The 25322-nt window shown below is 59.1% G+C and carries 20 protein-coding genes and 1 pseudogene; 8 read left to right on the plus strand and 13 right to left on the minus strand.

The genetic code is table 11. The features are described 5' to 3' along the window. Positions 1–228 (plus strand): annotated as a pseudogene (locus DWY51_RS08700) (IS30 family transposase); the annotation flags it as partial. A gap of 319 nt (positions 229–547) precedes the next feature. Here DWY51_RS08700 and DWY51_RS08705 read toward each other — a convergent pair. After that, positions 548–838: a CDP-alcohol phosphatidyltransferase gene (locus tag DWY51_RS08705; protein ID WP_118260475.1), complete on the minus strand. Its 291-nt coding sequence runs from the start codon at positions 836–838 to the stop codon at positions 548–550. 290 nt (positions 839–1128) lie between these two features. Here DWY51_RS08705 and DWY51_RS08710 point away from each other — a divergent pair, with 290 nt between their 5' ends. Continuing rightward, the gene (locus tag DWY51_RS08710; RefSeq protein WP_117635999.1) at positions 1129–1650 is read left to right on the plus strand and encodes a nitroreductase family protein; all 522 of its coding nucleotides are present in this window, start codon (positions 1129–1131) and stop codon (positions 1648–1650) included. Between the two features lie 238 nt (positions 1651–1888). Here DWY51_RS08710 and DWY51_RS08715 read toward each other — a convergent pair whose 3' ends face one another. The 3 genes from DWY51_RS08715 to DWY51_RS08725 form a co-directional block, all read right to left on the minus strand. Further along, positions 1889–2308: a hypothetical protein gene (locus DWY51_RS08715; protein ID WP_118260479.1), complete on the minus strand. Its 420-nt coding sequence runs from the start codon at positions 2306–2308 to the stop codon at positions 1889–1891. Between the two features lie 239 nt (positions 2309–2547). After that, complete coding sequence (locus tag DWY51_RS08720; protein WP_117770563.1) at positions 2548–3765, minus strand: helix-turn-helix domain-containing protein; 1218 nt, start codon at positions 3763–3765, stop codon at positions 2548–2550. Positions 3766–4030: 265 nt separating this feature from the next. Then, positions 4031–5065: a YeiH family protein gene (locus DWY51_RS08725; protein WP_117770564.1), complete on the minus strand. Its 1035-nt coding sequence runs from the start codon at positions 5063–5065 to the stop codon at positions 4031–4033. Positions 5066–5258: 193 nt separating this feature from the next. Between DWY51_RS08725 and DWY51_RS08730 the strand changes: the two genes are divergently transcribed. Beyond that, positions 5259–5960: a GntR family transcriptional regulator gene (locus tag DWY51_RS08730; RefSeq protein WP_233504675.1), complete on the plus strand. Its 702-nt coding sequence runs from the start codon at positions 5259–5261 to the stop codon at positions 5958–5960. A 117-nt stretch (positions 5961–6077) separates the two neighbouring features. Here the strand turns inward: DWY51_RS08730 and glmS are convergent, their stop codons facing one another. Then, positions 6078–7925, minus strand: coding sequence for a glutamine--fructose-6-phosphate transaminase (isomerizing) (gene glmS / locus DWY51_RS08735; RefSeq protein ID WP_117770566.1), 1848 nt, complete (start codon positions 7923–7925; stop codon positions 6078–6080). A gap of 541 nt (positions 7926–8466) precedes the next feature. Between glmS and DWY51_RS08740 the strand changes: the two genes are divergently transcribed. Continuing rightward, a complete protein-coding gene (locus tag DWY51_RS08740; RefSeq protein WP_233504676.1) occupies positions 8467–9600 on the plus strand; it encodes a LacI family DNA-binding transcriptional regulator in 1134 nt (377 codons plus the stop codon). A 213-nt stretch (positions 9601–9813) separates the two neighbouring features. Then, positions 9814–11019, plus strand: coding sequence for an ATP-binding protein (locus DWY51_RS08745; protein WP_117770568.1), 1206 nt, complete (start codon positions 9814–9816; stop codon positions 11017–11019). Positions 11020–11220: 201 nt separating this feature from the next. On the opposite strand, the gene DWY51_RS08750 is transcribed toward DWY51_RS08745, so the two are convergent. Continuing rightward, entirely contained in the window at positions 11221–11871 is a 651-nt protein-coding gene (locus DWY51_RS08750) for an HAD family phosphatase (protein WP_158556935.1), read from the minus strand. Between the two features lie 167 nt (positions 11872–12038). Here DWY51_RS08750 and DWY51_RS08755 point away from each other — a divergent pair, with 167 nt between their 5' ends. Continuing rightward, entirely contained in the window at positions 12039–12917 is an 879-nt protein-coding gene (locus DWY51_RS08755) for an ATP-dependent sacrificial sulfur transferase LarE (RefSeq protein WP_117770570.1), read from the plus strand. A 133-nt stretch (positions 12918–13050) separates the two neighbouring features. Here DWY51_RS08755 and DWY51_RS08760 read toward each other — a convergent pair whose 3' ends face one another. After that, positions 13051–14751 carry an ATP-binding protein gene (locus DWY51_RS08760; protein ID WP_117770571.1) on the minus strand — a complete coding sequence of 567 codons (1701 nt, stop codon included), beginning with the start codon at positions 14749–14751 and terminating at the stop codon, positions 13051–13053. Positions 14752–15221: 470 nt separating this feature from the next. On the opposite strand from DWY51_RS08760, the gene DWY51_RS08765 reads away from it, so the two are divergent. Then, complete coding sequence (locus DWY51_RS08765) at positions 15222–16208, plus strand: DNA/RNA non-specific endonuclease (protein ID WP_117770572.1); 987 nt, start codon at positions 15222–15224, stop codon at positions 16206–16208. 128 nt (positions 16209–16336) lie between these two features. Here DWY51_RS08765 and DWY51_RS08770 read toward each other — a convergent pair whose 3' ends face one another. From DWY51_RS08770 to DWY51_RS08785, 4 genes are all read right to left on the minus strand, one after another. After that, entirely contained in the window at positions 16337–18412 is a 2076-nt protein-coding gene (locus tag DWY51_RS08770; protein WP_117770573.1) for a translation factor GTPase family protein, read from the minus strand. A gap of 319 nt (positions 18413–18731) precedes the next feature. Further along, entirely contained in the window at positions 18732–19481 is a 750-nt protein-coding gene (locus DWY51_RS08775; RefSeq protein WP_199411410.1) for an amino acid ABC transporter ATP-binding protein, read from the minus strand. A 188-nt stretch (positions 19482–19669) separates the two neighbouring features. Further along, the gene (locus DWY51_RS08780; RefSeq protein ID WP_117770575.1) at positions 19670–20323 is read right to left on the minus strand and encodes an amino acid ABC transporter permease; all 654 of its coding nucleotides are present in this window, start codon (positions 20321–20323) and stop codon (positions 19670–19672) included. Then, positions 20323–21183: a transporter substrate-binding domain-containing protein gene (locus DWY51_RS08785; RefSeq protein ID WP_117655764.1), complete on the minus strand. Its 861-nt coding sequence runs from the start codon at positions 21181–21183 to the stop codon at positions 20323–20325. The genes DWY51_RS08780 and DWY51_RS08785 overlap by 1 nt, the downstream gene beginning before the upstream one ends. A 572-nt stretch (positions 21184–21755) precedes the next feature. Between DWY51_RS08785 and rlmD the strand changes: the two genes are divergently transcribed. After that, positions 21756–22970, plus strand: a complete 1215-nt coding sequence (gene rlmD / locus DWY51_RS08790) for a 23S rRNA (uracil(1939)-C(5))-methyltransferase RlmD (RefSeq protein ID WP_369832600.1) — start codon at positions 21756–21758, stop codon at positions 22968–22970. A 79-nt stretch (positions 22971–23049) separates the two neighbouring features. Here rlmD and DWY51_RS08795 read toward each other — a convergent pair whose 3' ends face one another. Continuing rightward, positions 23050–23871 carry a phosphatase gene (locus tag DWY51_RS08795; RefSeq protein ID WP_117770577.1) on the minus strand — a complete coding sequence of 274 codons (822 nt, stop codon included), beginning with the start codon at positions 23869–23871 and terminating at the stop codon, positions 23050–23052. Positions 23872–24036: 165 nt separating this feature from the next. Continuing rightward, a complete protein-coding gene (locus DWY51_RS08800; protein WP_117770578.1) occupies positions 24037–25221 on the minus strand; it encodes a pyridoxal phosphate-dependent aminotransferase in 1185 nt (394 codons plus the stop codon). Positions 25222–25322: the final 101 nt, after the last annotated feature.

A 25322-nucleotide genomic window follows, 5' to 3' on the forward strand; every position in this document is an offset into this window, starting at 1 on the left:
CTGGCCCCGGCCGACCTTGCGCTGGCGATGTCGCACGTGAACTCCGAGCCCCGCGGCGCGCTCGGCTTCGCGACGCCCGCCCGCGCCTTCCGGGCGATGCTCGGCGACGACGCGGCGGCGCTGCTGGAGGCGTACGGCATCGAGGACGTGCCCGTCGACGGGCTCGACCTGACGCCGGGGCTCATCGCGCGGGCGCGCGCAGAGAGGGGCGATGCCCCGCTGTCCTAGCCTGAAAGGGAAAAACGGAATAGACGGAACCGACCGTTCGGCTGGGTCTGGGAGGAGGTGCCGGGCGGCGGGCGGAGCATGGCCACCGGACCCATCGAAACACATCTCCACCGTTCCTTCAACTGGGAAAATGCCGACCCGGGGGCCCGAATGGGACCTTGGGGGCGTTCGGCTAGCTGCGGGAACGGCCTATTCGCTCAATGTGTTCGGCTGAGATCGGAAATCAACCAAGACGTGCGACCTATATAACATATCGACAAAAAAGACCGCCGGCGCGGGGCGGCGCCGACGGTTGCGAGAGAATATCGATTGTTGGCTGTTAAGCAGCGACGGCCTCGTAGACCGTGGCGCCCGAGAAGCTGTCGTGCAGGCTCTTGCCGCAGATCCAAGGCAGCTCGACGACCTCGCAGACCGTGTTGACCAGCTCGGAGCAGTCAGTAAAGTGGCCCTTATCGTTGAGGGCCTCGCAATCCTGAACACGCCAATAGCCATCGGTGTGCGTAATGTAGTACTCGTGATCGTTGATCGACACGAAAGCGCGCGTCTTGGAACGCAACAGCTTCAGAAATCCTTCGAAGTCGGTCTCGACGACATCTCCAGCCTGGAACATGATGTTACCTCCTGGCCCGGCGCCACCATGGCGCGTTGATAAACGTTGGTACTCCTTTAGTAAAACCTTTATCAGGGCTTATGCGCGCATCATTTAGGCAAATGGTAAAAACCGCAGGGTAGACGGGATAAAACGTTTAATCATCCCACCGGATTGTCACATTCTGGCTGAAGTTTTATGCAAACCAGCTTTTCCACTCGGTAGCTTGCATTGTGTGGGGTCGACGGCGCGATTACGGTTTTGGTTCGGCGGGTAAGAACGAGGCATCGCAACCAACGTCAGGAGGACACATGGAGACCATCGAGGCGCTCATCCATCGCCGCAGCTGCCGCAAATACAGCGATCGCCCTGTCGAGGCCGAGAAGCTCGCACGCATTATCGAAGCCGGTCAGTATGCGCCGAGCGGCATGGGACGCCAGCCGGTCACGTTCGTCGCCGTCACCGACCCCGCAACCGTCGAGCGTCTCTCGCAGCTCAACGCCCAGGTTATGGGTAGCGAGGGAGATCCCTTCTACGGCGCCAAGACCGTTGTGGTGGTACTCGTCGACCGCAGCGTGCCCACGCACCTGGAAGACGGCTCGCTCGCCATGGGCAACCTGCTCAACGCTGCCTATGCGCTGGGCGTCGATTCGTGTTGGATCCACCGAGCACACGAGGTCTTTGACTCACCCGAGGGATTGGAACTGCTGGCCAAGTGGGGTCTGCCCGCCGACGGAAGCCTGCGCGGTGTGGGCAACTGCATTCTGGGCTATGCCGAAGACGTGCTTCCCCAGGCCAAACCCCGCCGCGACAACATCGTGTACGTCAGGTAATTAGTTCCGCCGTTCTAACGAACGGCGGCCCCGCTGACGCTGCGCGAGCCGCATTCACGCCAATCTGACGTTCAATTTCGAGGGCGCGACCAAAAGGTCAGCGCCCTCTCATTTCACGTCACCTTGGCACAAATGCGGCCCGCTCGCTGTTGGCGACTGACATCGAATGAACCGTTGTTGGCATTCGACACTTGGGCAGCTAAAAAGCCCGTCCCAAATTAGCCACCCCACTCGCAACTTATCTTGCCGATGGGGTTGTCGTCATTTCGTTCGTCTGGGTCGCTTCGGCTTCGCTGCCTTGTTCATCCTCGCCCTTTTGGGCATCGGCGATCGTTGCGGCAGCGGCAACAACGCCGCGCTGAGGCGCCACGCCCGTCTGGGCCTGAGCGCCCTCGACAAGCTCCGTGCCGGCATGCGCGAGCTCAGCAGACCCGAACATCGCACTCAGGTCGGCCCCGCCACCGGCGTAACCAAGCGCCGCGAGCGCGATGGCGACTATCGCGGCAACGACCACAATCGGCACATAGCGATGCCAGCCTGCGGGATTGAGGCCGCTACGGCGAGCAGCACCACGGCTAATGAAGCCGAGCGTTCCATCGTGCTTGAGCTTTGACCCCACCACACGCTTACGGCCCCACAGCGACGATTCGGCCTGCATGGCCAAGCGAGCGCTTGCCGAAGGATAGCCATATCTAGTGCGTTTGAACGAGCCGTCGAAGCCTGAGGCGCTTTTCCCCACGTCCGCGAAGTCGTGCGACGGTTGACCGGCGCCGTGGGCTTTCGAGCCCGATTTGGTTTTGAAGTCTCCGTCATACGCCCCCGCACGCCATAACGCAATCGAAACATTACCGCTTTGGACTGTAGCACACGCGCTGCATGCGGTCACGAGCGCCTCGCTCAGCGGTCGTCGTCCTTCAGCAAGCGCCACAGGGTCGTGCGGCTTATTCCCAGCACCTCGGCAGCGCGGGTCCGGTTGCCCTGAAGGTAGCCTACGACCAGCCGAGCGATGTCGCGTTCGGTATCGGCCAGTGGACGCAGGATATACAGGTCGCTATCGAGCGTCGGAGTGCCAAAGGTTGCGGTTTTGATGACGTCTTCCTGGGCGAGCACCTCCTCCGCCACCGTGCGCTCCGCCACGCCCGGCCCTACTAATATATAGAGTCGTTCCGAGACCTCGCGAAGCTGCAGATAGTTGCGCGGCCAGCGATAGCCGTTGAGTGTCGAGGCAGCCTCCTCAGACATACTCGGAGCGGCAGTTCCAAAGACATCTGACAGATACGACAAATACTGCGCAACCTTTTTCGATGCGCCACCCTGCTCGGCAATCGCAGGCGCCACACTCACTGCGCACGCCAAGCGCTCGGTTACAAAAGTGGCCTGATCGCTTTCGCCACCGCCCGGCATATCGTTTGCCGTCAGAACCACATGGCAACGCGCGGCCAGCGCCGTGTCGGTCATCGTAGAGACAAGCTCGCGCAGACGCTGCGGCGAAAGTGCATGCCAGCCGCCAATACAAAGGGTCAGCCTTGCCTGGAACAGCGGCGATTCCGAGCTTTTGAGCAGATGGCGCCAGCCGCGATCTGTGAGTTCGTCAAGCGCCACGGACACAAAGGGTTCGTCAGCATAAGGCCCATCCAGATAGAGGCGTTTTGCAATCTCTGCCTGGCCAGCACCCAGCTCGCCCTCCAGCATGAGGGGCACACCGCGGGCATAGCTTTCGCAGACGGGGGCAGCGACCGCAGCGGCACCCTCGACAATGCCGTACGCGCTTGCCTCGTAGCGCGCCTCGACCTCATCTGCGTTAAGCCACTCAATGCCCGCGTGTGCCGCCACACCGCGCACCTCGCGGACCACGACCACCCAAAGCGTGCCGTCTTCCTTGGCGACCGGACGCACCGTGAGGCTCAAGCGCCCTCCCGCATGCCCCATCACCAGGCGCGTGTCGTTACCCACGCGCCCCAGGCGCTCGGCGACAAATGCCGCGACATCTCGCTCGAGCGCGACATCATCCATGGTCGAAATCGCCACGTGTCCATGCCCATCGATTGCCAACGCCGAGGCCCCGGCAGCGGCCAAGGCCTCGATCAAGATTTGTAGCTTGGCGTCACTGTTCATATTGCGCCCCGTCCTCGACGCCACGCCGCCACCGACGGCCGCGCGGGCGAGTGTTTCAAAATTGAACGATATTGCTCACCAAACACTATAGGGCAGAAGTCGCCGTCCTGCGAGTATATGAGTTGCCCCGCATCGCCATCCTGGCGGGGCGATAAGAGCTCTTCGGGACCTATAAACCTGCGGACAAGCCATACCCGCAAGAGCTCCTATCGCTCCACCGCAGGCATGCGCTCACCAACATGCAGCACGCAAATAAGCTACTTCTCTACCAGATTCCCAGCATGTGCTGCATTCCCAAACTCATGCACGCAATGCCAATCCAGCAGCAAAAGCCCAATGCGATGGGCTTACCGCCCTTTTTGACCAGCTCGACGATATCGGTATTAAAGCCAATGGCCGCCATGGCCATCACAATAAAGAACTTCGACAGCTCCTTGATGGGCGCCGTAATGGACGCGGGAAGCTGAAGCACCGTGGTGATTACACTCGCCAGCACAAAGAACAGCACGAACATGGGAAACGCGCGTTTAAGCGAGAACGTGCTTTTGGCGTCGCCGCCGGCCTTGCGCGCCAGATGCATCTGCCAGCATGCGAGAGCCAACGTGATGGGAATAATGGCCAGCGTTCTGGTGAGCTTGACCACTGTGGCGCTTTCGAGCACATTGGCGCCGGGATGCATACTGTCCCAGGCGCTCGCCGCAGCCGTTACCGACGAGGTGTCGTTGATGGCGGTGCCGGCAAACAGGCCAAAGCCCTCGTTGGTCAGCCCGAGCATGCCGCCGAGCGTCGGAAACACGAGCGCCGCGATAACGTTAAACAGGAAGATGACCGAAATAGCCTGGGCAATCTCACGATCGTCGGCATCGATGACGGGCGCGGTCGCGGCGATGGCAGAACCGCCGCAAATCGACGAACCCACACCCACAAGCGTCGCGATCTTGCTCGGCACGTTCATGACGCGGCAAAGCACGAAGGCGATGACAAGCGAGGTCGAGATCGTCGCCACGATAATCGGCAGCGACTGAGCGCCTTTGGACAGAATCTGCGAGAGGTTCATGCCAAAGCCAAGCAGGATTACCGCGTACTGCAAGACTTTTTTAGACGTATAGGTGACACCAGCGGCGAGCTGTTCGCGACGATTCTTGGGAAAGACGAGCGCCAGGACCATGCCAAAGAGGATGGCAAACACCGGCCCGCCAACCACCTCAATCTGTTTGCCGAGCAACGTCGCGGGGATGGCGACGATCAGGCAGAACAAGACGCCCTTCCAGCGCTCGCGTACGATATTCGCCAGTTGCATATGGGATTCCTTCTTTCTATTTCACGTTTGCAACGGCTTATGATACGGCAACATTGAGCACAGCCGTGTGCAAACACAGACTAAGGCGCCGCAATAGTTCTCGGGCAACAGTCGAATTACCCACCGCGGAGAGCTGATTCGCGTCATAATTAACAGCTGACATATCAGTGTGATAGAACGGTTGCGAGGCACTATGGAAGAATCGATGCACGTCGGCGAGCAGGAAACGAGCCTACAGGACCAGTCCTACCACACCATTCGACGCAAAATCGTCTACCTGGACTACAAGCCGGGCGAAAAGCTGGGCGTAAAGCAGCTTTGCGACGACCTGGATATGGGGCGAACCCCTGTGCGCGAGGCGCTGGTGCGTCTGGCGCAAGAGGGCCTGGTGCGTACCGTGCCCCAAAGCGGCACCTACGTCTCACCCATCAACCTCACCCTTGCCGAGAGTGCCTGTTACATCCGCGAGCACCTGGAAAAACAGGTGATTGTAGAGTGCTGCGCGCGCGCCACCTCGGCAGGCGTCGAGCAGCTCGACCGGGCCATCGCGTTGCAGGAAAAGGCCATGGCCGAAGAGGATCGCATCGGCTTCTTTTTAAGCGACAACCTCATGCATCACATGATTTTTAGCATCGCATGTCGCAGCACCGTGTGGTCGTGGCTCGAGGAGACCAATGCCGACCTGGAGCGCTTCCGCTGGCTGCGCGCTGCCACGCAGGTTCTCGACAATCAGGACATCGTGAACGAGCACAAGCAGATTCGCCGCGCTATCGCCGGTCGCGACCCCATCGAAGCGAGCTTTTTGGTCAGCAAGCACCTGCACATGATGTTCCGCAACCAAACCGAGGTCCTGGACCAGTTCCCCGAGTACTTCGAGACCAGCAAGCTCCGCTAACCTGCCAAAACCACCACAAAGGGGACAGGCACCTTTGTGGTGGTTTCTCCGTACAAAAAGGCCCGGCTCCGTCTGACGCGGAGCCGGGCCTTGGTCGTTAGAACGGCGGAACATCCGCTACTCGACTGTGACACTCTTTGCCAGGTTTCGGGGTTGGTCGACGTCGCAGCCGCGCAGGATGGCGACCTCGCGGGCGAGCAGCTGCAGCGGGACGCTCGCCGTGATGGGGCTGAACACGTCGCGGACTGCTGGCACGCGGATGATGCAGTCGGCGATCTTGTTGATCTCCTCGTCGCCCTCGGTGGCAACGACGATGACCTTGGCGCCGCGCGCCTTGCACTCCATAAGGTTCGACACGGTCTTGTCGTAGGTGGCGCTCTTGGTGGCCACGGCGATGACGGGGAAGCCCAGGTCGATCAGGGCGATGGGGCCGTGCTTCATCTCACCGGCGGCGTAGGCCTCGGCGTGCAGGTAGCTGACCTCCTTGAGCTTGAGCGCACCCTCGTAGGAAATAGCGGCACCCATGCCACGGCCCACGAACAGCGACGACTGCGCGTCCTTGCACAGCAGGGCGGCCTCATGCACGGCCTCGGTCTGGGTATCCAAAATCCACTGGATCTGCTCGGCCGTATCGGAAAGCTCGCGGAACAGCATGCGCGCCTGCTTGGTGGTCAGACGGTACTTAACCTGCGCCAACAGCAAAGCCAGCAGCGTCAGGCTCACGACCTGGCCGATGAAGCTCTTGGTCGAGGCGACCGCGATCTCCTTGTTGGCCTTGGTGTAGATGACGCCATCGCTCTCGCGCGCCACGGGGCTGCCCACCACGTTGGTGATGCCGAAGACCTTGGCGCCCTTGATGCGCGCGTCGCGAATGGCGGCAAGGGTATCGGCCGTCTCGCCCGACTGGGACACGGCCACAACAAGCGTCGTCGGCGTAATGATGGGGTTGCGGTAGCGGAACTCGCTGGCCGCCTCAACCTCGGTGGGGATGCGAGCCCAGCCCTCAATGAGATTCTTAGCAATGAGGCCAGCGTGATAGCTGGTGCCGCAAGCGATCACGTAGACGCGGTCGATGTCGTTGAGCTCCTCGAGCGAAAGGCCCAGCTCATCGATGTCGAGCTCGCCGGCAGGCGTCATACGGCCAACCAGCGTGTCGCGCACGACGCGCGGCTGCTCGTGGATTTCCTTGAGCATAAAGTCGGGATAACCGCCCTTTTCTGCCATGTCCAGGTCCCAGTCGATGTGGGTGACCTTGGGCTCGATAGCGTTACCGGCCTCGTCGGTGTACTCGACGCCTGCGGGCGTGAGCTTGGCAAACTGACCGTCCTCGAGCACCACGACATCGCGGGTGGCGTCGATGAGTGCAATGACGTCGGAGGCGACATAGGCGCCGGTCTCGCCTGCGCCGACCACAATCGGGGAATCCTTGCGGGCCACGGCGATCACGCCGGGCTCGTCAGCGCATACGGCGGCCAGACCATAGGCACCGACCACGTGGGTGCAAGCCTCGCGCACGGAGGCCATCAGGTCGTGCGTCTCGGCATAAGCCTCTTCGATCAGATGCGCGAAGACCTCGGTATCGGTCTCGCTCTTAAAGTGGTGGCCGCGGCCCTCCAGCTCTTCGCGCAGCTCAGCGAAGTTCTCGATGATGCCGTTGTGGACGATGGCGATACGACCGTCGCAGCTGGTGTGGGGATGGGCGTTGACGACCGAGGGCTTGCCGTGGGTGGCCCAACGGGTGTGACCGATACCGCAGGTAGCGTCGCTGTCGATGTTGGAAAGCTCGCTCTCCAGGCCCGCGACCTTGCCCACGCGGCGAATGACGTCGAGGTGCGCCGCGGCGCCCTCGCCCACCTCGAGCGCAACACCCGAGGAGTCATAGCCGCGATACTCCATGCGCTTGAGGCCCGTGACCAGGATGTTCTTTGCAATATCAGAGCCGGTGTAGCCGACGATTCCGCACATAGGATAAATCCCTTCGTTCGCGTGACTGCAAGACGTCCACGCACAGGGGGCGCTGAGACGTATAACGTTCGAGTATTGTACTCACGCAAGCGCAAGCTGATATACCAGAAGTGGTATCTCAACTTAGATACCACCCGATGCACACATGCCCAGCCGGTCCAAACCACCACGAAGGGGACAGGCACCTTTGTGGTGGTTTGGACCGGGGCGGCGGCCTATCCCGGCGAAAGATCTCGATCTGTAACATCTGGGCCGTAATAAGCCGGCTTAGTGTTACAGATCGAGACAGTACGGTTCGATCCCAGCACTATGTCTCGATCTGTAACAGGTAGAGCTGGTTTTGCCGTCCAGATGTTACAGATCGAGACAATTGAAGGCCCGGGTAGCTCAAGCCACCACAAAGGTGCCTGCCCCCTTTGTGGTGGTCGCGCTGGCAACGGCGTTTCCCCAGATAAAACCTGCCAAAATAAACCTGTCACTTTTTGGTTGGTTTAGGATGCTACAATCTGGCTTGTACTTGAAACGCATCAAAGGGGCCGCTATGGCAAAGGTTAAAATCAGCGACGTCGCGCGCGAGGCCGGGGTTTCGCTTGGCACGGTTTCCAACGCGCTCAACCATCCCGAGAAGTTGCGCCCCGAGACCCTCAGGCTCATCAACGAGACCATCAATCGCCTGGGCTACCTGCCCAACCAAAGCGCTCGTCAGCTCGCGGGCGGCGCCACCAAGTCCTTTGGCCTGGTGCTCCCCCGTCTCGACCACGGCTTTTCGCTCCAAATCGCCAGCGGCGCCCACAACGAGGCCCGCAAGCACGGCTACGATCTGCTCATCGCCAATGCCGATAACGACGATATTCTCGAGGATCATTACCTGCGCTATTTTATGGGCACGCAGATGTCCGGCGTCATGGTTCAGCCCATGGCGTCCCCCGACTGGCACCCCGCTATGACCAAGATGCCCGTGCCGATCGTCTATCTGGACATCCATTGCTCCGAGCCCGGTTACTACGTGGCCGCCGACAACGAGGCACAGGGGCGTATTATCGCCGAGCTCGCCATCGCCCGCGGCGCACGCCATATCACCGTTGTGGGCCGAGCGGCATTTATGCAGCTCGGCCTGCGCGTCCTTGGCATCCACAAGGCACTTGCCCTGCATCCTGATATCAAAATTGAGGTCATCGATGCCGGGGAGTGGAATACCGCAGCCGACGGCTACAGCATCGGTACCCAGATTGCCGAACGCCCTGCTGACGAGCGCCCCGATTTTGTCATCGGCCTGACCGACGTATTGGCCTCGGGCGTTATCTCGGCGCTGACCGACAAAGGCATTTCCGTCCCCGGCCAGGTCCGCGTGGCCGGCTGCGACGGCAACCCGCTCGCTTGGAGCGGATCGGTCCCGCTCACCACGGTAGCACCCCCAGGCTACGAGATTGGCCGCAAGGGCGTTCAGCTGCTCATGGAGCAGATCGAGGATAAGCCTGCCGCCAAGACCAAACGAGTCCGCATCGGCTCCGCCGCGCGCACCGTCACCACGGCCACGGCCGCCGAGGACATTAACCGTCAGGAGCTCGTGCGCCCCTTCTTGCTCGAACGTGTGAGCACCCAAAAGGCCGAGCAGCACCCGACGGGCCCATCCGCGGCCCCAATAACCGACATCAACCTGGGCGCCTACCTGTAACAAAAAACGCCGCAACGGGAACAGTCCCGCTGCGGCGTTTTGCTGGCCCCATGTTCCCTCCCCGTTTAGCCGGACCTGCGGCTACGGATATTTATGGAATGTAATCCATTTTTCATTAACTCTTTTGTTAAAATAGATTCAATTCCATATTTTTAGATATTTCCTATAAGTATTGATTTTGCTCCAGTTTTTTCTCGCCAAGAAAGGGGTTTCATGAATCTGATTGATCGCAAACAGTACCTCGACTGGCTCATTTCGTGGAAAGACTCGCACGTCATCAAGGTCGTTTCGGGCGTGCGAAGGTCCGGCAAATCAAAGCTATTCGAAATCTACCGTAGCTACCTGCGCGATCATGGAATCACAGGCGACCAGGTTATATCCCTCAACTTTGAAGACCTGGAGTTCGAGTCGCTTACGTCGTATAGAGCACTCTACGACTACATTTCCGCCAGACTCGTCCCCGATAAGATGAACTACGTTTTTCTGGACGAGATACAGCACGTCGAGCATTTCGAAAAAGCCGTCGACAGTCTTTTTATCAAGGACAATGTCGACCTCTACATAACCGGTTCCAACGCTTATCTGCTCTCGAGCGAGCTGGCAACTTTGCTCTCCGGCCGCTACGTAGAGCTCAAGATACTGCCCCTATCCTTTAAAGAGTTTTGCTCGGCAAAAACCAATGACGGAAAGGCTCCCGCGCAGTTGTTTGACGAGTACATCACCCGGGGCTCTTTTCCCTTTATCGCCGAGACGGGTATTCAGGGACCCCAGGCGCGCGATTATCTTATGAGCCTCTACGATACCATCGTCATACGCGACGTTATCGAACGCCTGAAGGTCTCGGACGTCCCGACCCTGCGCGATATCACCAAGTTCCTACTCCATAGCATTGGAAACCGGATCTCGATTAAAAAAATCTCCGACACGCTCTCGTCCAACGGCAACAAAACCGACCAGAAAACCGTAGCCAAGTACCTCAAAGGCTTAACAGACAGCCTTGTGTTGTACTTTGCTCCGCGCTATAACGTGCGCGGTCGGCAGCTTCTTTCAACAAACGGCAAATACTACGCCGTTGACCTTGGACTTAGAGGCGCTCTCGTCAAAACCCAAAGCAGCGATATCGGTCATATCCTCGAAAATGTTGTTTATCTCGAGCTCCTACGCCGTGGATACGACGTCTACGTGGGCGATATCGACGGCGGGGAAATCGATTTTGTTGCCCTAAACTCAGACGAGACAGCCTATTTTCAGGTTTCAGCCACAACGCTCGACGAAACTACCCTCAATCGAGAGTTGGCCCCCTTTAAGAAAGTCCGAGACAACTACCCCAAGACGCTTCTTACGCTCGACACGCTGTTTGCGGACGCGAACTACGAAGGAGTCCGCAAGCGCAACGTGATCGACTGGCTCCTGGAGTAACTTGTAACGTCATAACCCTCCGCCAGCTCCTTACCAAGGCCGCAGCCCCAGTCGCCTAAAGCACAATGCCCCTCTTATCGGCCAAAACAGCAATCTTGGCGTGATAAGAGGGGCTGACTGCGTCAGCGCCTCCACGCAGGCGCCGTTGCCGCCACCGTCCTGCGAGCTCGGGCGCGGGACATGGCGACTCGCGTGCAAACGCTAGCGCACGGCCTTGACTGCCGCCGCCAGGTCGAACAACGTATCGAGCACGGCCTCGCAGCCATCCACCACGTCCTGCGGCAGCGGCACGATATCGGGGACGGCAAAGACATGGCAGCCGGCCGTAATGCCCGAGACGCAGCCGTTGCGAGAATCCTCGACCACGGCGCACTCCTCGGGAGCAAAGCCCGAGCGCTCGCAGGCAAGCAGATACATCTCGGGGTCGGGCTTGCCGTGCACGACGTCCTCGCCGCAGGTCACCGTTTCAAACTTGTCAAAAAGACCAACCATCTTAAGGTTGCGCTCGGCCGTAACGAGGCGCGACGACGTCGCCAGGCCCACGTGATAGCCCGCAGCCAGCAGCTCGTCTATGCACTCGGCGGCGCCGGCCTTAAGTTCCAGTTCGGTCTTGACCATCTCGTCGCGAATCTCCTTGTGGCGACGATAGGTCGCCTCGGTGGTTTCATGGCTGCCGTAATGCTTATCAAGGATGTCCATAACATCGGGCAGCGTGCGGCCGATAAACTGATGGATCAGCGCTTCATCAATCGCGACCCCCAGCTCAGCAGCGCCCGCTTTCCATGCCTTGACGCCCAAACGCTCGGTATCGACCAGCGTTCCGTCCATGTCAAAAATAACAGCCTTGATCATATCGGTCCCCTCACCGGATTGCATTACTGCCACTCTACCGCACTTTACAAACTTGTATATAACGTATATAGCATATTGCACTTTCGTTACATAGATAGAAGTCTTATGGCAAGTAACGCATTAGGATTATAGTTTTCGATCGAGTACTCAACGATAAGGATCGTTTCATGATTTTAGACACCACGGCACCCGCAGAGGAGCTTCAAGACAAGCTATCGGCGCTCGAACAGCTGCTTTTGGCATACGGGCGCGTGGCTATCGGGTTTTCCGGCGGCGTTGACAGCAGCTTTTTGGCCGCCGTATGCGCCCGCATCATGCCTACCAACACCCTCCTCGTCCATCTCACCACGCCGCTCATCGGCACGCCCGAGCAGGCTTCGTTTGAGCGGGCGGTTGACGGGCAGGCCGATGAGGGGCCGCATTTTAAGCTCCCCGTGCTCAACCTCTCGGTCGATCAGCTGCAGCTCCCCCAGGTAGCCTGCAACGACGCCAACCGCTGCTACCACTGCAAGCGCGCCGGCTTTACCGCCATCGTCAACCATGCCAAGTCGCTGGGCTTTCCCACCGTCATCGACGGCAGCAACGCAAGCGACCGCGGCGACTACCGCCCCGGCATGCGCGCCGCCCAGGAGCTCGGCGTGCGCTCGCCGCTTATGGAGGTCGGCTTTACCAAGGACGAGGAGCGCGAGCTGCTACGCGCCTGGGGCTACCCCGTTTGGAACCTGCCGGCGGGAGCCTGTCTTGCCACGCGCGTCCCCACGGGCGAGAAGCTTACGCGCGAGAAAGTCGGTTTAATCCGCGCCTGCGAGGATTACCTGCACGATCTTGACCTGGCACAGGTACGCGCGCGCCTGATCGGCGGCTGCATGCATATCGAGGCCGCACCCGCAGATGTCGCCAAGATTTCCACCCTCGGCGGTGCCGCCGTCGACGACAAGGGCAAGACCCCGCTGCCCGCCGTTGTCGAGTCCGCGCTGCGCGAGCTGGGCTGCGACCATATCTCCCCCGAGGTCACCCCCTACATCCACGGCAACATGAACCTTTAAGTTACGCCGTTTAACCTATCAAAAGAGGACAGGTTTATTTTGGCAGGTTTTATCTGGGGAAATATCGCGGAGCCACCGCCTCTCTAGTATCCATCTAACTTCGAGAGACACTAGAGAGGCAACTCGGCTGCATCTACCTCTTCCGATAGCGGCGGTTGCGGCTCGTCGATGAACCCATTACTTCAATGAGTCCTTTATCCGCCATTTTTGGCAGATGGTAACGGACGGACGAAATCTTGACCCCCGATGCAACCGCTATTTCTCGCGCCGTCATATCCATTCCGGCGCTGAGAGCCTCCAGGATCCTATCCGCCGTCGAAGCTGACGATTCTCTGCTCATATCGATAATTTCAAACGCGTCTTTGCCACATTTTGACAGGACATGTTTATCGACAAGGTCCCCGCAGATCAGGCGAATGTCATCCGAATCCCACTTCAAAGCCTCTCGTATTTTTTGAACATCGCATACGCACCCATGCTCCCGCATAAACATGAGTAATGTTTCCTCGCGATGCGTCAGTTCGGTGTCCACATGGCCCTGAATCCACATGCGGTTTTCAGCAAGCTCCGCCCCGTGCCGGGAAAGCAGCACCGTAAACGAATCGGCCTTAACGATAAATTTCGGCCTGCCAAGCGAACGAGACTCCATCTCGCGAATCATAGCCGGGATGCCAGATCCCTGACTTTCCGCAACAGCCCCCTCAGCATGCTCTAACGGCGTCGCCCCCATCAGACTCATGAGCTTTGGGTTTCGGCAGCGCGATTCCCCGTCCGCAAGATTGTCCACCGTCTTTCCGCCCCAAAGCCCGCCGGGGTTTTTGATCTCTATTCTGTCTGGGTAGATATCGACGCTCACGGCCTGCCCCACAAACATGGGCGAATACTCTCGATGGATGCAGGCATTCGCCAAGGCCTCGCGCAAAACCTCCTGGGGTACTTCCCAATCTTCCCTTCTACCAGCGCCTCGCACTATCGCCGCTTTGCGCAAGTTTCGTCCGATCGCAGCGAGGGCATCTTCGATGCAAGCCGGAATCGGGCCATCGCACAACTGGCGGTCAATAAACCGGGGTTGCCCAGGAGCAGATTTTTCCACATCGGAATGAACGGCGACATCGATCATCAGCTTGGGATAGAACTGCTGGGGGTAAATTCCCGCCGACAGAAGCCCCGCGAGCTTCACATCCCCATCCTTTGTAGTGATATTGAGTCTGGCCAGCTGCTTTTCCAGCGTATCGGCCCCGCGCAAAACGCGCGGGGTCTGCAGCCGGCGATTTGCGATAATGGACCGCACGACATCCGGATCCAAATCCTCGACTGTTGCCTCCGAAACCACCGTACCGTCTGCATCACTCGGAAGCAACGCACTCTGTAGCTCATATAGCTCAGCGGGCGACATCTTGATATCTTTATCATCCACGCGCTTGTAGCTACCGTTCTGCACGCCGCGCGCGCCGATATAGCATGGCTTCGCTTTGAGCTCAAGTTCAAAGATGCGCACCAGAAGTACCTGGAGCCCGTCGACCTCGCCTCGATCAAGCTCATACCGCGGCGCATGGGTCACCACCGCCGCTGAGCCTCCGTCTCCGATACCCGAAACAAACTGGTCGCGCACCCTGTCGATAGCAAAGTTGGCAGAAGGAACAAATCCTTCGGCTTCGTTCAGGCCCAAAATAATGAGCCCGCCCGCAGTGTTCGCAAAAGCACTCACTGTCTCCCATACGTCTGCACTCAATTTATTCGTGCAGGCTTTAACTTCTACCGATGCGTCATCGGTCCCCCGCCTGCGAAGGCGCTCAACGATAAGGCCAAGAGGTTCATCCAACAGCATTGGCATTCCGTCTCTCTAAAACAATAGATTTATCTCTCTAAAGCTTAGTATATCTCTCTAACTTTAGAGAGATGAGCACCTTCTTTTAGAGAGATATTTAGAGAGATGTATCGAATTCACTGCTAGATTGCCCAATGTTATCTCTTTAACTGACTTTCTCTTTATAGAGACATTTAGAGAGACGAGCGCGACCTCTCTACTCATGGGTTCTTCTCTTTAAAGTGCACACATCCTAACCGTGCCCTAAGTTGCGGTGAAATAGCTCACGATTAACCTACCAAAAAGGGACAGGCTTATTTTGGCAGGTTTTATCTGGGGAAACGCCGACTGATTCCATGTACACAACCGCCGCAGCTCCATATGAGGCAAATGAATCAGTAACGTCTATCCCAAATCTTGAGTATTTGTTCGACAGAACGGCCCCTGCCGGCTCCTGCTAGACTGGTAGATTCCCAACCGTCCATCCAGGAGCCGCAATGTCGCGCAAGTCCGCCTACAAGCAAGTACTTTCCATCGGCACCGCCGTGGTGCTGGGGTTTGCGTTGTTCACAGGGTCGCTCGACGGAGCGCCCAAGTTGTTGTCGCCGCAAAGCGATGAGCAGGCGACGGCTCTGGCCGAAAAACAAAACGAGAGTCCCAGCCGCACCGACGACGAGGCAGACCTGGTTGCCCGGCTCGAATCGGGAACAGCAAGCTCCTCGGACTCTCAAAATAGCCAAGACTCTGGCGATGGCTCCGAATCCACCGCGACCAACACCAACGGCAACGTTGCCTCCGCGGATAGTGCCGCCACCCCCATCGACGAGGTCGAAAACCCCGACCTCAACCGCGCCCGCGGTGTTTATCTCAGCAGCATTCCCGACTATGCCGGCAACCCCTACGTTGCCCTTCGCGCCGACAGCACGCACCCGCTCGGCACGCCGTCATTCACACTCGATGAATACGATCGCGCCACCGAAGAGGGCTGCTTTAAGAAGTTCTCCAAGCTCGACAGCCTGGGCCGCACTCGCAAAGCGCTCGCCTGCGTGGGCCCCGAATCGCTCGGTCAAGGCAAGCGCGGCGATATCTCGCGCATCCATCCCGCCGGATGGCATCAGCAGCGCTACGACTTTATTCCGGGCCAGAGCCTCTACAACCGCTGCCACCTTATCGCCTGGTCGCTCTGCGGCGAAAACGCCAACCGCAAGAATCTCCTCACCGGCACGCGCTATCTCAACGAGACGGGCATGCTACCGTTTGAGGAGCAGATTCTCGACTACATCCGCGAAACGGGCAACCACGTGCTCTACCGCGTCACGCCCATGTATAACGAAGAGGAACTTGTCTGCCGCGGCGTGCGCCTTGAGGCGCAATCGGTCGAGGACCACGGCAAGACCCTCTGCTTCCACGTATACTGCTACAACCTGCAGCCGCATGTGCAGATCGACTACGCCACCGGCCGCAATCAGACCTCGGGAGACTAGGGCCGACCAAGCTGCCCCAAAACCTAAATTGATCCGTTTTCCTCCGTCCCCAAAGGATCAAATAAGGCCGCCCCGGTTGCCCAGGGCGGCCTTTTCGTCAGCACCTACATTGCAGACAAAACCACACGTTACTTGGCGCGGCCCTCCTCATAGCGCTCGACCAGCTTGGCCTGAACGTCATAGGGCACCTGCTCATAGCCCGCGGGCTTCATGGTAAAGTCGCCCGTGCCGCGCGTGATAGAGCGCAGGCGCGTCGAATAATCCGTCAGCTCGGCCAGCGGGGCCTGGGCAATGACCACGGTGTCGCCGCGCTCATCGGTCTCCATACCCGTCACGCGACCGCGCGAGGCCGAGATGTCACCCATCACGGCACCGGCGTAGCTCTCGGGGATTGTCACCGTGATTTCCTCGATGGGCTCCAGCACCACCGGGTCGGCATCGGCGCATGCCTTGCGCAGGCCGATGCGAGCCGCCGCGCGGAACGCCATCTCGTTGGAGTCGACGCTGTGATACGAGCCGTCGTACACAGCCACGCGAATGCCCGTGAGCGGATAGCCGGCAATGATGCCGTCCTTCATGGTCTCCTGGACGCCCTTGTCCACGGCGGGAATCAGCGAGCGCGGAATGCGGCCGCCCACGACCTCGTCCACGAACTCATAGCCATCGCTCGTGCCGTCGGGCCCAATGAGCGGCTCCACGCGCAGCCAGCAGTCGCCGTACTGACCGGCGCCGCCGGTCTGCTTCTTATGGCGGCCCTGGGCACTTGCCGTACGGCGAATGGTCTCGCGATACGGAATGCGGATCGGCACACTCTTGGCAGCAACCTTGGTGCGATCCTCCAGACGGTTGAGTAGCACCGAAACCTGCGCCTCGCCAACGGCGGAGATAATGGTCTGGCCAGTCTCCTCGTCGCGGTCGATGCTCATGGTCGGATCAGCCTTGCAGGCCTTCTCGATAAACGTGTAGAGCTTCTCTTCGTCCCCGCGGTTCTCGGCCTCGATGGCAATGCGGTACTGCGAGTTGGGGAACTTAAACGCCGCAGCCTCGACCTTGCCGGTAATCGAGAGCGTATCGCCCGTCTCGGCCGCCAGCTTGGGTGCCACGATGATGTCACCGGCATAAGCGTGGCCAACCTCGGTCATATCGCGGCCGCACATCACATACAGGTGGGCCAGACGATCGCTCTTGCGGGTACGCGCGTTGATCAGCTCAAGGCCCGGCTCAAGCGTGCCCGTCAGCACCTTGATAAAGCTGATGCGACCCTGCTGCGGATCGGCCAGCGTCTTAAACACAAACGCCACCGGACGATCATCGTCACTCGAGATCTTAAGCGAATCGCCGTCGATAAGCGGCATCTCGCCGTAGTCGGTCGGCGCCGGGAAGTACGTCGCGATGTCGTCCATCAGCGAGTTGACGCCCTGCTCCTTAATGCAATCGCCCGCAAAGACCGGCACAAAGATGCGCTCGGCAATCGCCTTCGACAGCAAGCCTTCAAGCTCCTCCTGCGTCAGCGTCTCCTCGCCTTCCAGGTACTTCATCATCAGCTCATCGTCGGCCTCGGCCACCAACTCGCACAGATGGTCATGGGCTTCCTCGGCCTGGGCACGATACTCCTCGGGAATCTCCGACTCAACGGCTTCGGTGCCGTTGCAGTGGCGCGCCTTCATGCGCACCAGGTCGATAATGCCGTCAAAGTCCTCGCCCTCGCCCCAGGGAAGGGTCACGGCGCCCAGGCGCGTGCCAAAGCGCTCTTGCAGCAGGTCCATCGTGGTCGCAAAGCTGGCCTCGGAGCGCGACAGGCGGTTTACGAACACCGCACGCGCCAGACGCAGGTCCTCGGCGGCATACCAGAGCTTAACCGTCGTAGGCTGTGGGCCGGCCTCGGCGTCGACCACAAACAGAGCCGTCTCGCAGACGCTCATCGCGGCAAAGGCGTCGCCGATAAAATCGGGGTAGCACGGGGCATCAAGCACATTGATGCGCGCGCCCTTCCAGTCGATCGGCGCGATGGTCGTCGAGATGGAAAATGCACGCTTGACCTCTTCAGGGTCATAGTCGAGCGTGGGCTTGGTGCCGTCGTGGCCGCCCAGGCGGGCGGTCTTGCCGGAAAGGTGGAGCATGGCCTCGGCGAGTGAAGTCTTGCCCACCCCGCCTTGGCCTACGAGCACCACGTTCCTTACGTTACCGGTCTTGGGAGCACCCATGATGACCTCCTTGCAGGGCCGCGCGCAATGCGCGACGCCAACGGGGAGAGTTCGCGGTCGGTGCCATCCCGGGAGCAGCATGGTCGGCAGCCGAGCCGACTCACCCTCCAAATGTCCTATGCCACCACCCTACCCTCACGGGCGACCGTCCATGCACACCTTTCGGCACACGTATGAATACAGGCGGCGAGAGGAAGAGACAAGCTTGTGAGGCAATTATTGAACCCCGTCGATGTAAACAAAAAGCCGCCACAGACCGTAAGACCTGTGGCGGCTTCGCCTCAATTGCCTCAATTAATAGTTGAGTAAATACCTGAGTCTATCCCTCGATACGGCTCAAGAACTCACGCGTGCGCTGCTCGCGCGGATGGTCGATAACCTGCTCGGCAGGTCCCTCCTCGACAATGCGACCGCCGTCCATAAAGACCACGCGGTCGGCAACATCGCGCGCAAACTGCATTGCGTGGGTCACGATTACCATCGTCATATTCTGCGCCGCCAGGTCCTTAATGACACGCAGCACCTCGGCCGTCAGCTCGGGATCGAGCGCCGAAGTCGGCTCGTCAAAGAATAAGATTTCCGGGTCGAGTGCCAGGGCGCGGGCAATACTCACGCGCTGCTGCTGACCGCCCGAAAGCTCACACGGCACCTTGTTCTCGTTGCCCGTAAGCCCCATCTGCGCGATCAACTCATGCGCACGCGCCTCCGCCTGCTCGCGCGGGCGCTTGAGCACGCGAATCGGAGCATCGGTGATGTTTTTCATCACCGTATAGTGCGGGAACAGGTTGTAATTTTGGAACACCAGGCCGAATCGCGAGCGCGCCTGCTTGGGCACATCGCCCTTCGCATAGACCGCGCCCGAACCCACATCCGTCGCAACGGCAAGGTCGCCAAACGAGAGCGAGCCACCATCGAGCGTCTCGAGCAGCGTGGCACAGCGCAGCAGCGTGGACTTACCGCCGCCCGAAGGCCCGATAATCGCCACGACCTCGCCACGCTTTACCTCGAGCGAGATATCCTTGAGCACCTCATTGCCGCCAAACGCCTTGCGCGCGTTCGTTATCATCATTACCGTTCCGGACACGGGAACCTCCATGTGTTTGAGAAGTCAGCGAGCGTGTGGCTGACGAGACAATGTGCTTCGAAAGAGGAGCGCCGCGTACTTCTGTACGCAAGCGACGGTTTGAGGAGCAGATTGGCCGTCAGGCACGCGCGCAGCGTCGAGCAGTCCGCCGTTCGCTAGAACGGCGGAACGATCTAGTCATGGTAATAGTCCAGCTTCTTTTCGGCGGTGCCCAGCAGCATCTCGACCACAAAGTTAAAGACCCAGTAGATCAGCGCCGCGATCGCAAACGGCACCATGCTCACTTGCGAGGCAACTAGCGCCTTGGCCGTCGAGAACATCTCGCCCACGCCGATGGCGAACGCCAGCGACGTGTCCTTGACCAGTGTGATGATCTCGTTGCCCATCGCCGGCAAAATGCGCTTGGCGACCTGCGGCATCACGATATACAGAAACGTCTGCATGCGCGAGTAGCCCAGCACCTCGGCAGCCTCGTATTGACCGCGCGGAATGGACTGCAGGCCCGATCGATAGATCTCGGCAAAGTAGCCGGCGTAGTTGATGATGAATGCCACAACGCACGCCGTCCACTTGGAATCGGGCGTGAGCGAAATGCCAAACACGTAGTACGGGGCAAAGTAGATGGCAAACATCTGCAGCATGAGCGGCGTACCGCGCATGACCGAAATGTAGATGCGCGCGATCCAGCGAAGCGGCGCAATTTTGCTCATGCGCATAAACGCCACGGGGATTCCCAGCGGAATCGACCCGAGCAGCGTTAGCACAAACAGCTGCAAGCTGACCAAGAATCCCTGGCCAAGCATCTGCATCATGACCTGGATAGACATTACTTGAGCACCCAATTATCGAAAGATAGACCATAGCTTGAATACTTGTCGCACAGGTCCTTGACCGTGCCGTCCTCATAGAGCGCCTTGAGCGACTCGGTCACGGCGTCGGCCGACTTGGTGTCGCCCTTCTTAAAGCCGACGGCGTAGTGCTCGCTGGACAGCGGCTTATCAAGCTGCGTATAGGCATCGGGCTTTGCGGCAAGCTGATATTGGGCAATCGAAAGGTCGCAAGCCACGGCATCGACCGCGCCGCTCTCGAGCTGCATAAAGGCCGTATTGTACTCGCCGATGGTATCGAGCGTGGCAAACGTCGCCGCCAGATCCTTCTGGTCACCCTCGAGTACATCCTGCGCAGCGGAATCGGTCTGGGTGATCACCGTCTTGCCGGCAAGATCATCCCAGCTCTTGATGCCCGCATCCTTCTTGACCACGAGTACCTGCTCGTTGAGCATGTACGGCTCGGAGAACGTGTAGTCGTCCTCGCGACCCTCCATAGTAAAGCCGTTCCAGATGCAGTTGATGGCGCCGGAGTTGAGCAGCGTGTCCTTGGCATCCCAATCGATGGCCTCGTAATCGACATCCCAGCCCTGCTTATCGGCAACAGCCTTGGCCAAATCGAGATCAAAGCCAGTGTACTCGCCATCGTCGCCCACAAAACCGTACGGAGGATAGGACTTGTCAAAGCCCACCACGAGTTTCTTGGACTCCGCAGCGCCCTTCACATCCTTGGCCGCGGCAGAGCCTGCAGCGGAGCCCTTGCCGGCACCACCGCCGCAGCCGACAAGACCAAGGCCAAGCACCGTGGCAAGCGAGCCGGCTAGACCAACAAACTGACGACGAGACATATCGGTATTCATGGTATTCCCCCTTGATGGCACTTTAGTTAGGTAAAGTGAGTCATGTAACGTTCAGAATCATACACTTTAGCGTGATAGAGCACAAGGCGAGTTTGCCCGCCGCGTGAGGGGTGTGGGGGTTAAGTTTCCTGCTCTACAGTCCTGCTCACGACGGAGGCCACATTAAGTGGCCTCCTGTTCGTGCGGAACTCGCGATAAACTTAACCCCCACACCCCTCACGCGGCGGGCAACCGTCGTTGGGCTTATCACTGACACGAATAAACCGCTTGTATATCGTCTGCTGGCTTGGCACGGTACAATACTTGCAGCTTTAATTCATGAATTAGTGGAGTTATTGATGGCAGAATCTCGTGCGGAACGTAGAGCTCGTCGTGCTTTGGTGGAGGCGGCTGAGGGGTCGAAGAAGGAGAAATCTTCTACGAAATCCAAGTCTTCTAAAGCTGCAAAAAGCAAATCGACCAAGAACAGGGCTAAGACCAAGCGTTCTGACTCTCGTCGAGGCGGGGACAAAGCGCCTCGGACTCGTTCCAAGCGCCCGCATAATGATTCGGTTTCGTCTGCGCGTAAGGCTGTGGACCCCAAGTCTCCCTGTTCCATCATGAAAGCTTGCGGTGGGTGCACGGCGCTCAATCGTCCTTATAAGAAGCAGCTCGCCGCCAAGCAGGCTGCTATGGAGGAGCTTTTTGCTTCGCTCTGCGAGCGTGAGGGTATCGCCGTTGATCCTATTCGCGGTATGGGCGTCACCCTGGGCGACCCGGGCAAATATCCTGCGCCGCGCGGTTTTCGCCATAAGGCCGCCACTCCCTTTGCCCCCGGCAATGAGGGCGCTGTCCGCTGCGGCTTTTTTGAGCGCGGCACGCATAAAATCGTTGCCGTTCCCGAATGCCCCGTTGAGGCACCGGGCGCCCGACAGATTCTTAACGGCATCGCGCGCGAGGCCGAACGTCTGCACATTCCCGCCTTTAACGAGGACAAGCATCTGGGCTTGCTTCGCTATGCCGTCGTTCGCTGCGGCTGGCGCACCGACCAGATCATGATCACCCTTGTGACCGCCCAGCGCGACCTGCCGCATGCGCAGGAGTTCTTTGAGGCCGTCGCCGCACTCAATCCGCGCGTCGTCACCGTCGCCCAAAACATCAACGGACGTCCCGGCAACGCCATCCTCGGCGAGGAAACCCGCATCGTCTATGGTGCCGAATGCATGCGCGATCAGCTGCTCGGCTGCGAATTCGATATCTCCCCCACCGCGTTCTACCAGACCAACCCGCAGCAGACCGAGCTGCTCTACCAGCTCGCCATCGACGGCATGGATCTGCACCAGGGCGATGTGCTTATGGATGCCTACTGCGGCAGTGGTACCATCGGTCTTTGCGCAGCCAAGGCCGCCCAGGACAAGGGTATCGGCATCATGCTGCTCGGTGTGGAGCGCAACCCGGCGGGCATTGCCGACGCACGCCGCAATGCCGAGCTCAACGGCCTCACCCGCAGCGCTTGGTTTATGGCCGACGACGCCACCGACTACATCCTGGATGCCGCCGACAACAACGAACGCGTCGACGTTCTTTCCATCGATCCGCCGCGCGCCGGCTCCACGCCCGAGTTCCTCGAAGCTGCCTGCGCACTTAAGCCGCGCCGCATCACCTATATCAGCTGCAACCCCGTGACCCAAGAGCGCGACCTGCACCAGCTCCTCGACGGAGGCTATCGCCTGCTCAAGATCACGCCAGTCGACATGTTCCCCCATACCGACCACACCGAAACCGTAGCGGTCCTCGAACGCCGCTAACCAACCTCAGTAGATTTTTGGGACAAGAAGGGGGGCGACCCGTCTGGGCCGCCCCCCTTCGCTTGGTTTATAAATTCCGCTACATCCCCTTGCGCAGGTCGCACACACCGGCTGCCGCCATCTCGCGCAGCAGCGTCTCGCGATCGCGCGTCACGATCAGATCCAGCGGGAAGTGAATCTCGTCGAGCATCTTGCGAGCGTAATCGAGCTTACCAATTGCCATGCCAATGTGCGCATCGGTCGAAACGCCAATGCCCACGCCCAGCTCGGCGCAGCGCTCGGCGATCTTGCGGCATACGACCCAATGCTCAGTGTCGGCACCGTGTTCAAGACTATGGTTGTTGATCTCGATAATCTTGTGCTTGGCCTTAGCTGCCAACAGCACCTCGTCGATATCGAACGGCACGCCCGAACGCCCCGTGTGACCCAGCATGAACACCTTGGGGTGCTCCAGGGCATTGATATACATCTCGGTCGTCTGGGCCAGCGTCGCGCCTTCAGCAATCTGCGGATTATGCACGCTCGCAACCAAATAATCCAAATTACGCGTAACCAAATCGAACAGCGAATGCTGACGGCTGTACGAATCGCCGGCGATATCGAGCGTGACAGGGGTGTCCTCGCCAAACAGGCTTCCGTCCAGCGAAACGATATCGGCCTCGGCACCACGCAGCACCAGCACGCCGCTCCAAATGCGCGGCCAGATATCCTGGTTGATAAAGAACTGGTAACTGCGCAGGTCATTGGGGCAAGCCGTAACCATAGAGCTCAAATGGTCGGCAGATCCGAGCACCTGCAGACCACGCTCTGCCGCCCAGTACACATTCTCCTCAATGGTCGAATATGCATGCGCAGAGAACATCGTATGGGTATGAATGTCACAAGAAAGCAGGTAGGGCATCAGGTCTCCTTATCTGGCACGGCCGTCGCTTATATTCATTGTACGCATAGCCTTCAATAGTCGTAAAACCACTCCATCCCAAAGACACAACGTCCATGACAACGGGGTCCGGCTTAACACCAAACCCCGTTTCACGTAAAACATTGTAGGCAGAGCGCTTTACTTTTAACGATACTCGTCCGCCAACTGTTTCCAAGCGGGTAGCGAATTGACAATCGTTTCGTAACTCACGCAATAGCCCAGGCGGAACCAGCCCGGCATACCAAAGCTGTCCGAGGGAACCGCAAGCAACTCATACTTCTTTGCGCGCTCGCAAAACGCATTCGCATCGGGCTCCAACGCTTTCACCCATAGGTAGAACGCGCCATCCGGCTCAACATAGGTGTAGCCATACTCCGCTAGTGCGTCGGTAAGCGCGGTGCGGTTGCGTGCATAGGCCTCAACGTCACTCGGCTCATCGATGCAGTCGATAATTACGCGCTGGAAGAGCGCCGGCGCGCACACGAAGCCCAGCGTACGGGCGGCACCGGCAACGGCGGGCATTAGACGATCTGCCTGAGGATTCGTATTGGGAACAAGGATCCATCCCACGCGCTCGCCCGGCAGCGAAAGCGACTTAGAATACGAGTAGCACACCACGGTGTTCTCGTAGATCGAGGGCACCCAAGGCACCTCGGCACCGTACACGATTTCGCGGTACGGCTCATCCGAGATGAGCATAATCGGATTCTCGGGATCGCGCTGAGCGTTGGCCTCGCGCAGAACATTGGCCAGTCGCGTCAGCGTGTCGCGTGTATATACGGCACCAGTCGGATTGTTGGGCGAGTCGATGATGACGGCAGTCGTCTTATCGGTAATCGCCTTGAGCACGTTGTCCACGCTCAGCTGGAACGTATCTTCATCGGCGAGCGCCTCAACACACGTACAGCCGGCCTTCTCAATCCAAACGCGATACTCCGGAAAGTATGGGGCGATAACAATAACCTCGTCGCCCGGGTTCGTAACGGCGTTGAGCGTGCAGGTGAGCGAAGCCGCGGCACCCACCGTCATAAAGACGTCTTTTCCCTCATAGCTCGTGCCAAAGCGGCGGTTGAGCGATTCGGCGACGGCTGCTCGACATTGCGGCAGGCCCGGAGCGGGCGTGTAGCCGTGCAACTGGTCACTCGGCAGCTCCAGGGCCTTCTTAATCGACTCAGCCACAGCAGCGGGCGCCGGAACACTCGGGTTGCCCAGCGAAAAATCGAATACGTTCTCCGCACCGATCTGCGCCTTGCGCTCAAGGCCATAGCTAAAAATCTCACGGATGATGGAGCTTTCCGCACCGCGAGCATACATAGTTTCATTGATCATCTGTTCCCCTTTCGCATAAGCGCTATTGTACGCTTTAGTCGGGCAAAGCGCCGCAGCAATGTTGATTGGGGACAGACTTAAATGCGTGAAAACGCTCATTT

Source organism: Collinsella sp. AF25-2LB (genome assembly GCF_003458415.1).
In the GTDB taxonomy this organism is placed as follows: domain Bacteria; phylum Actinomycetota; class Coriobacteriia; order Coriobacteriales; family Coriobacteriaceae; genus Collinsella.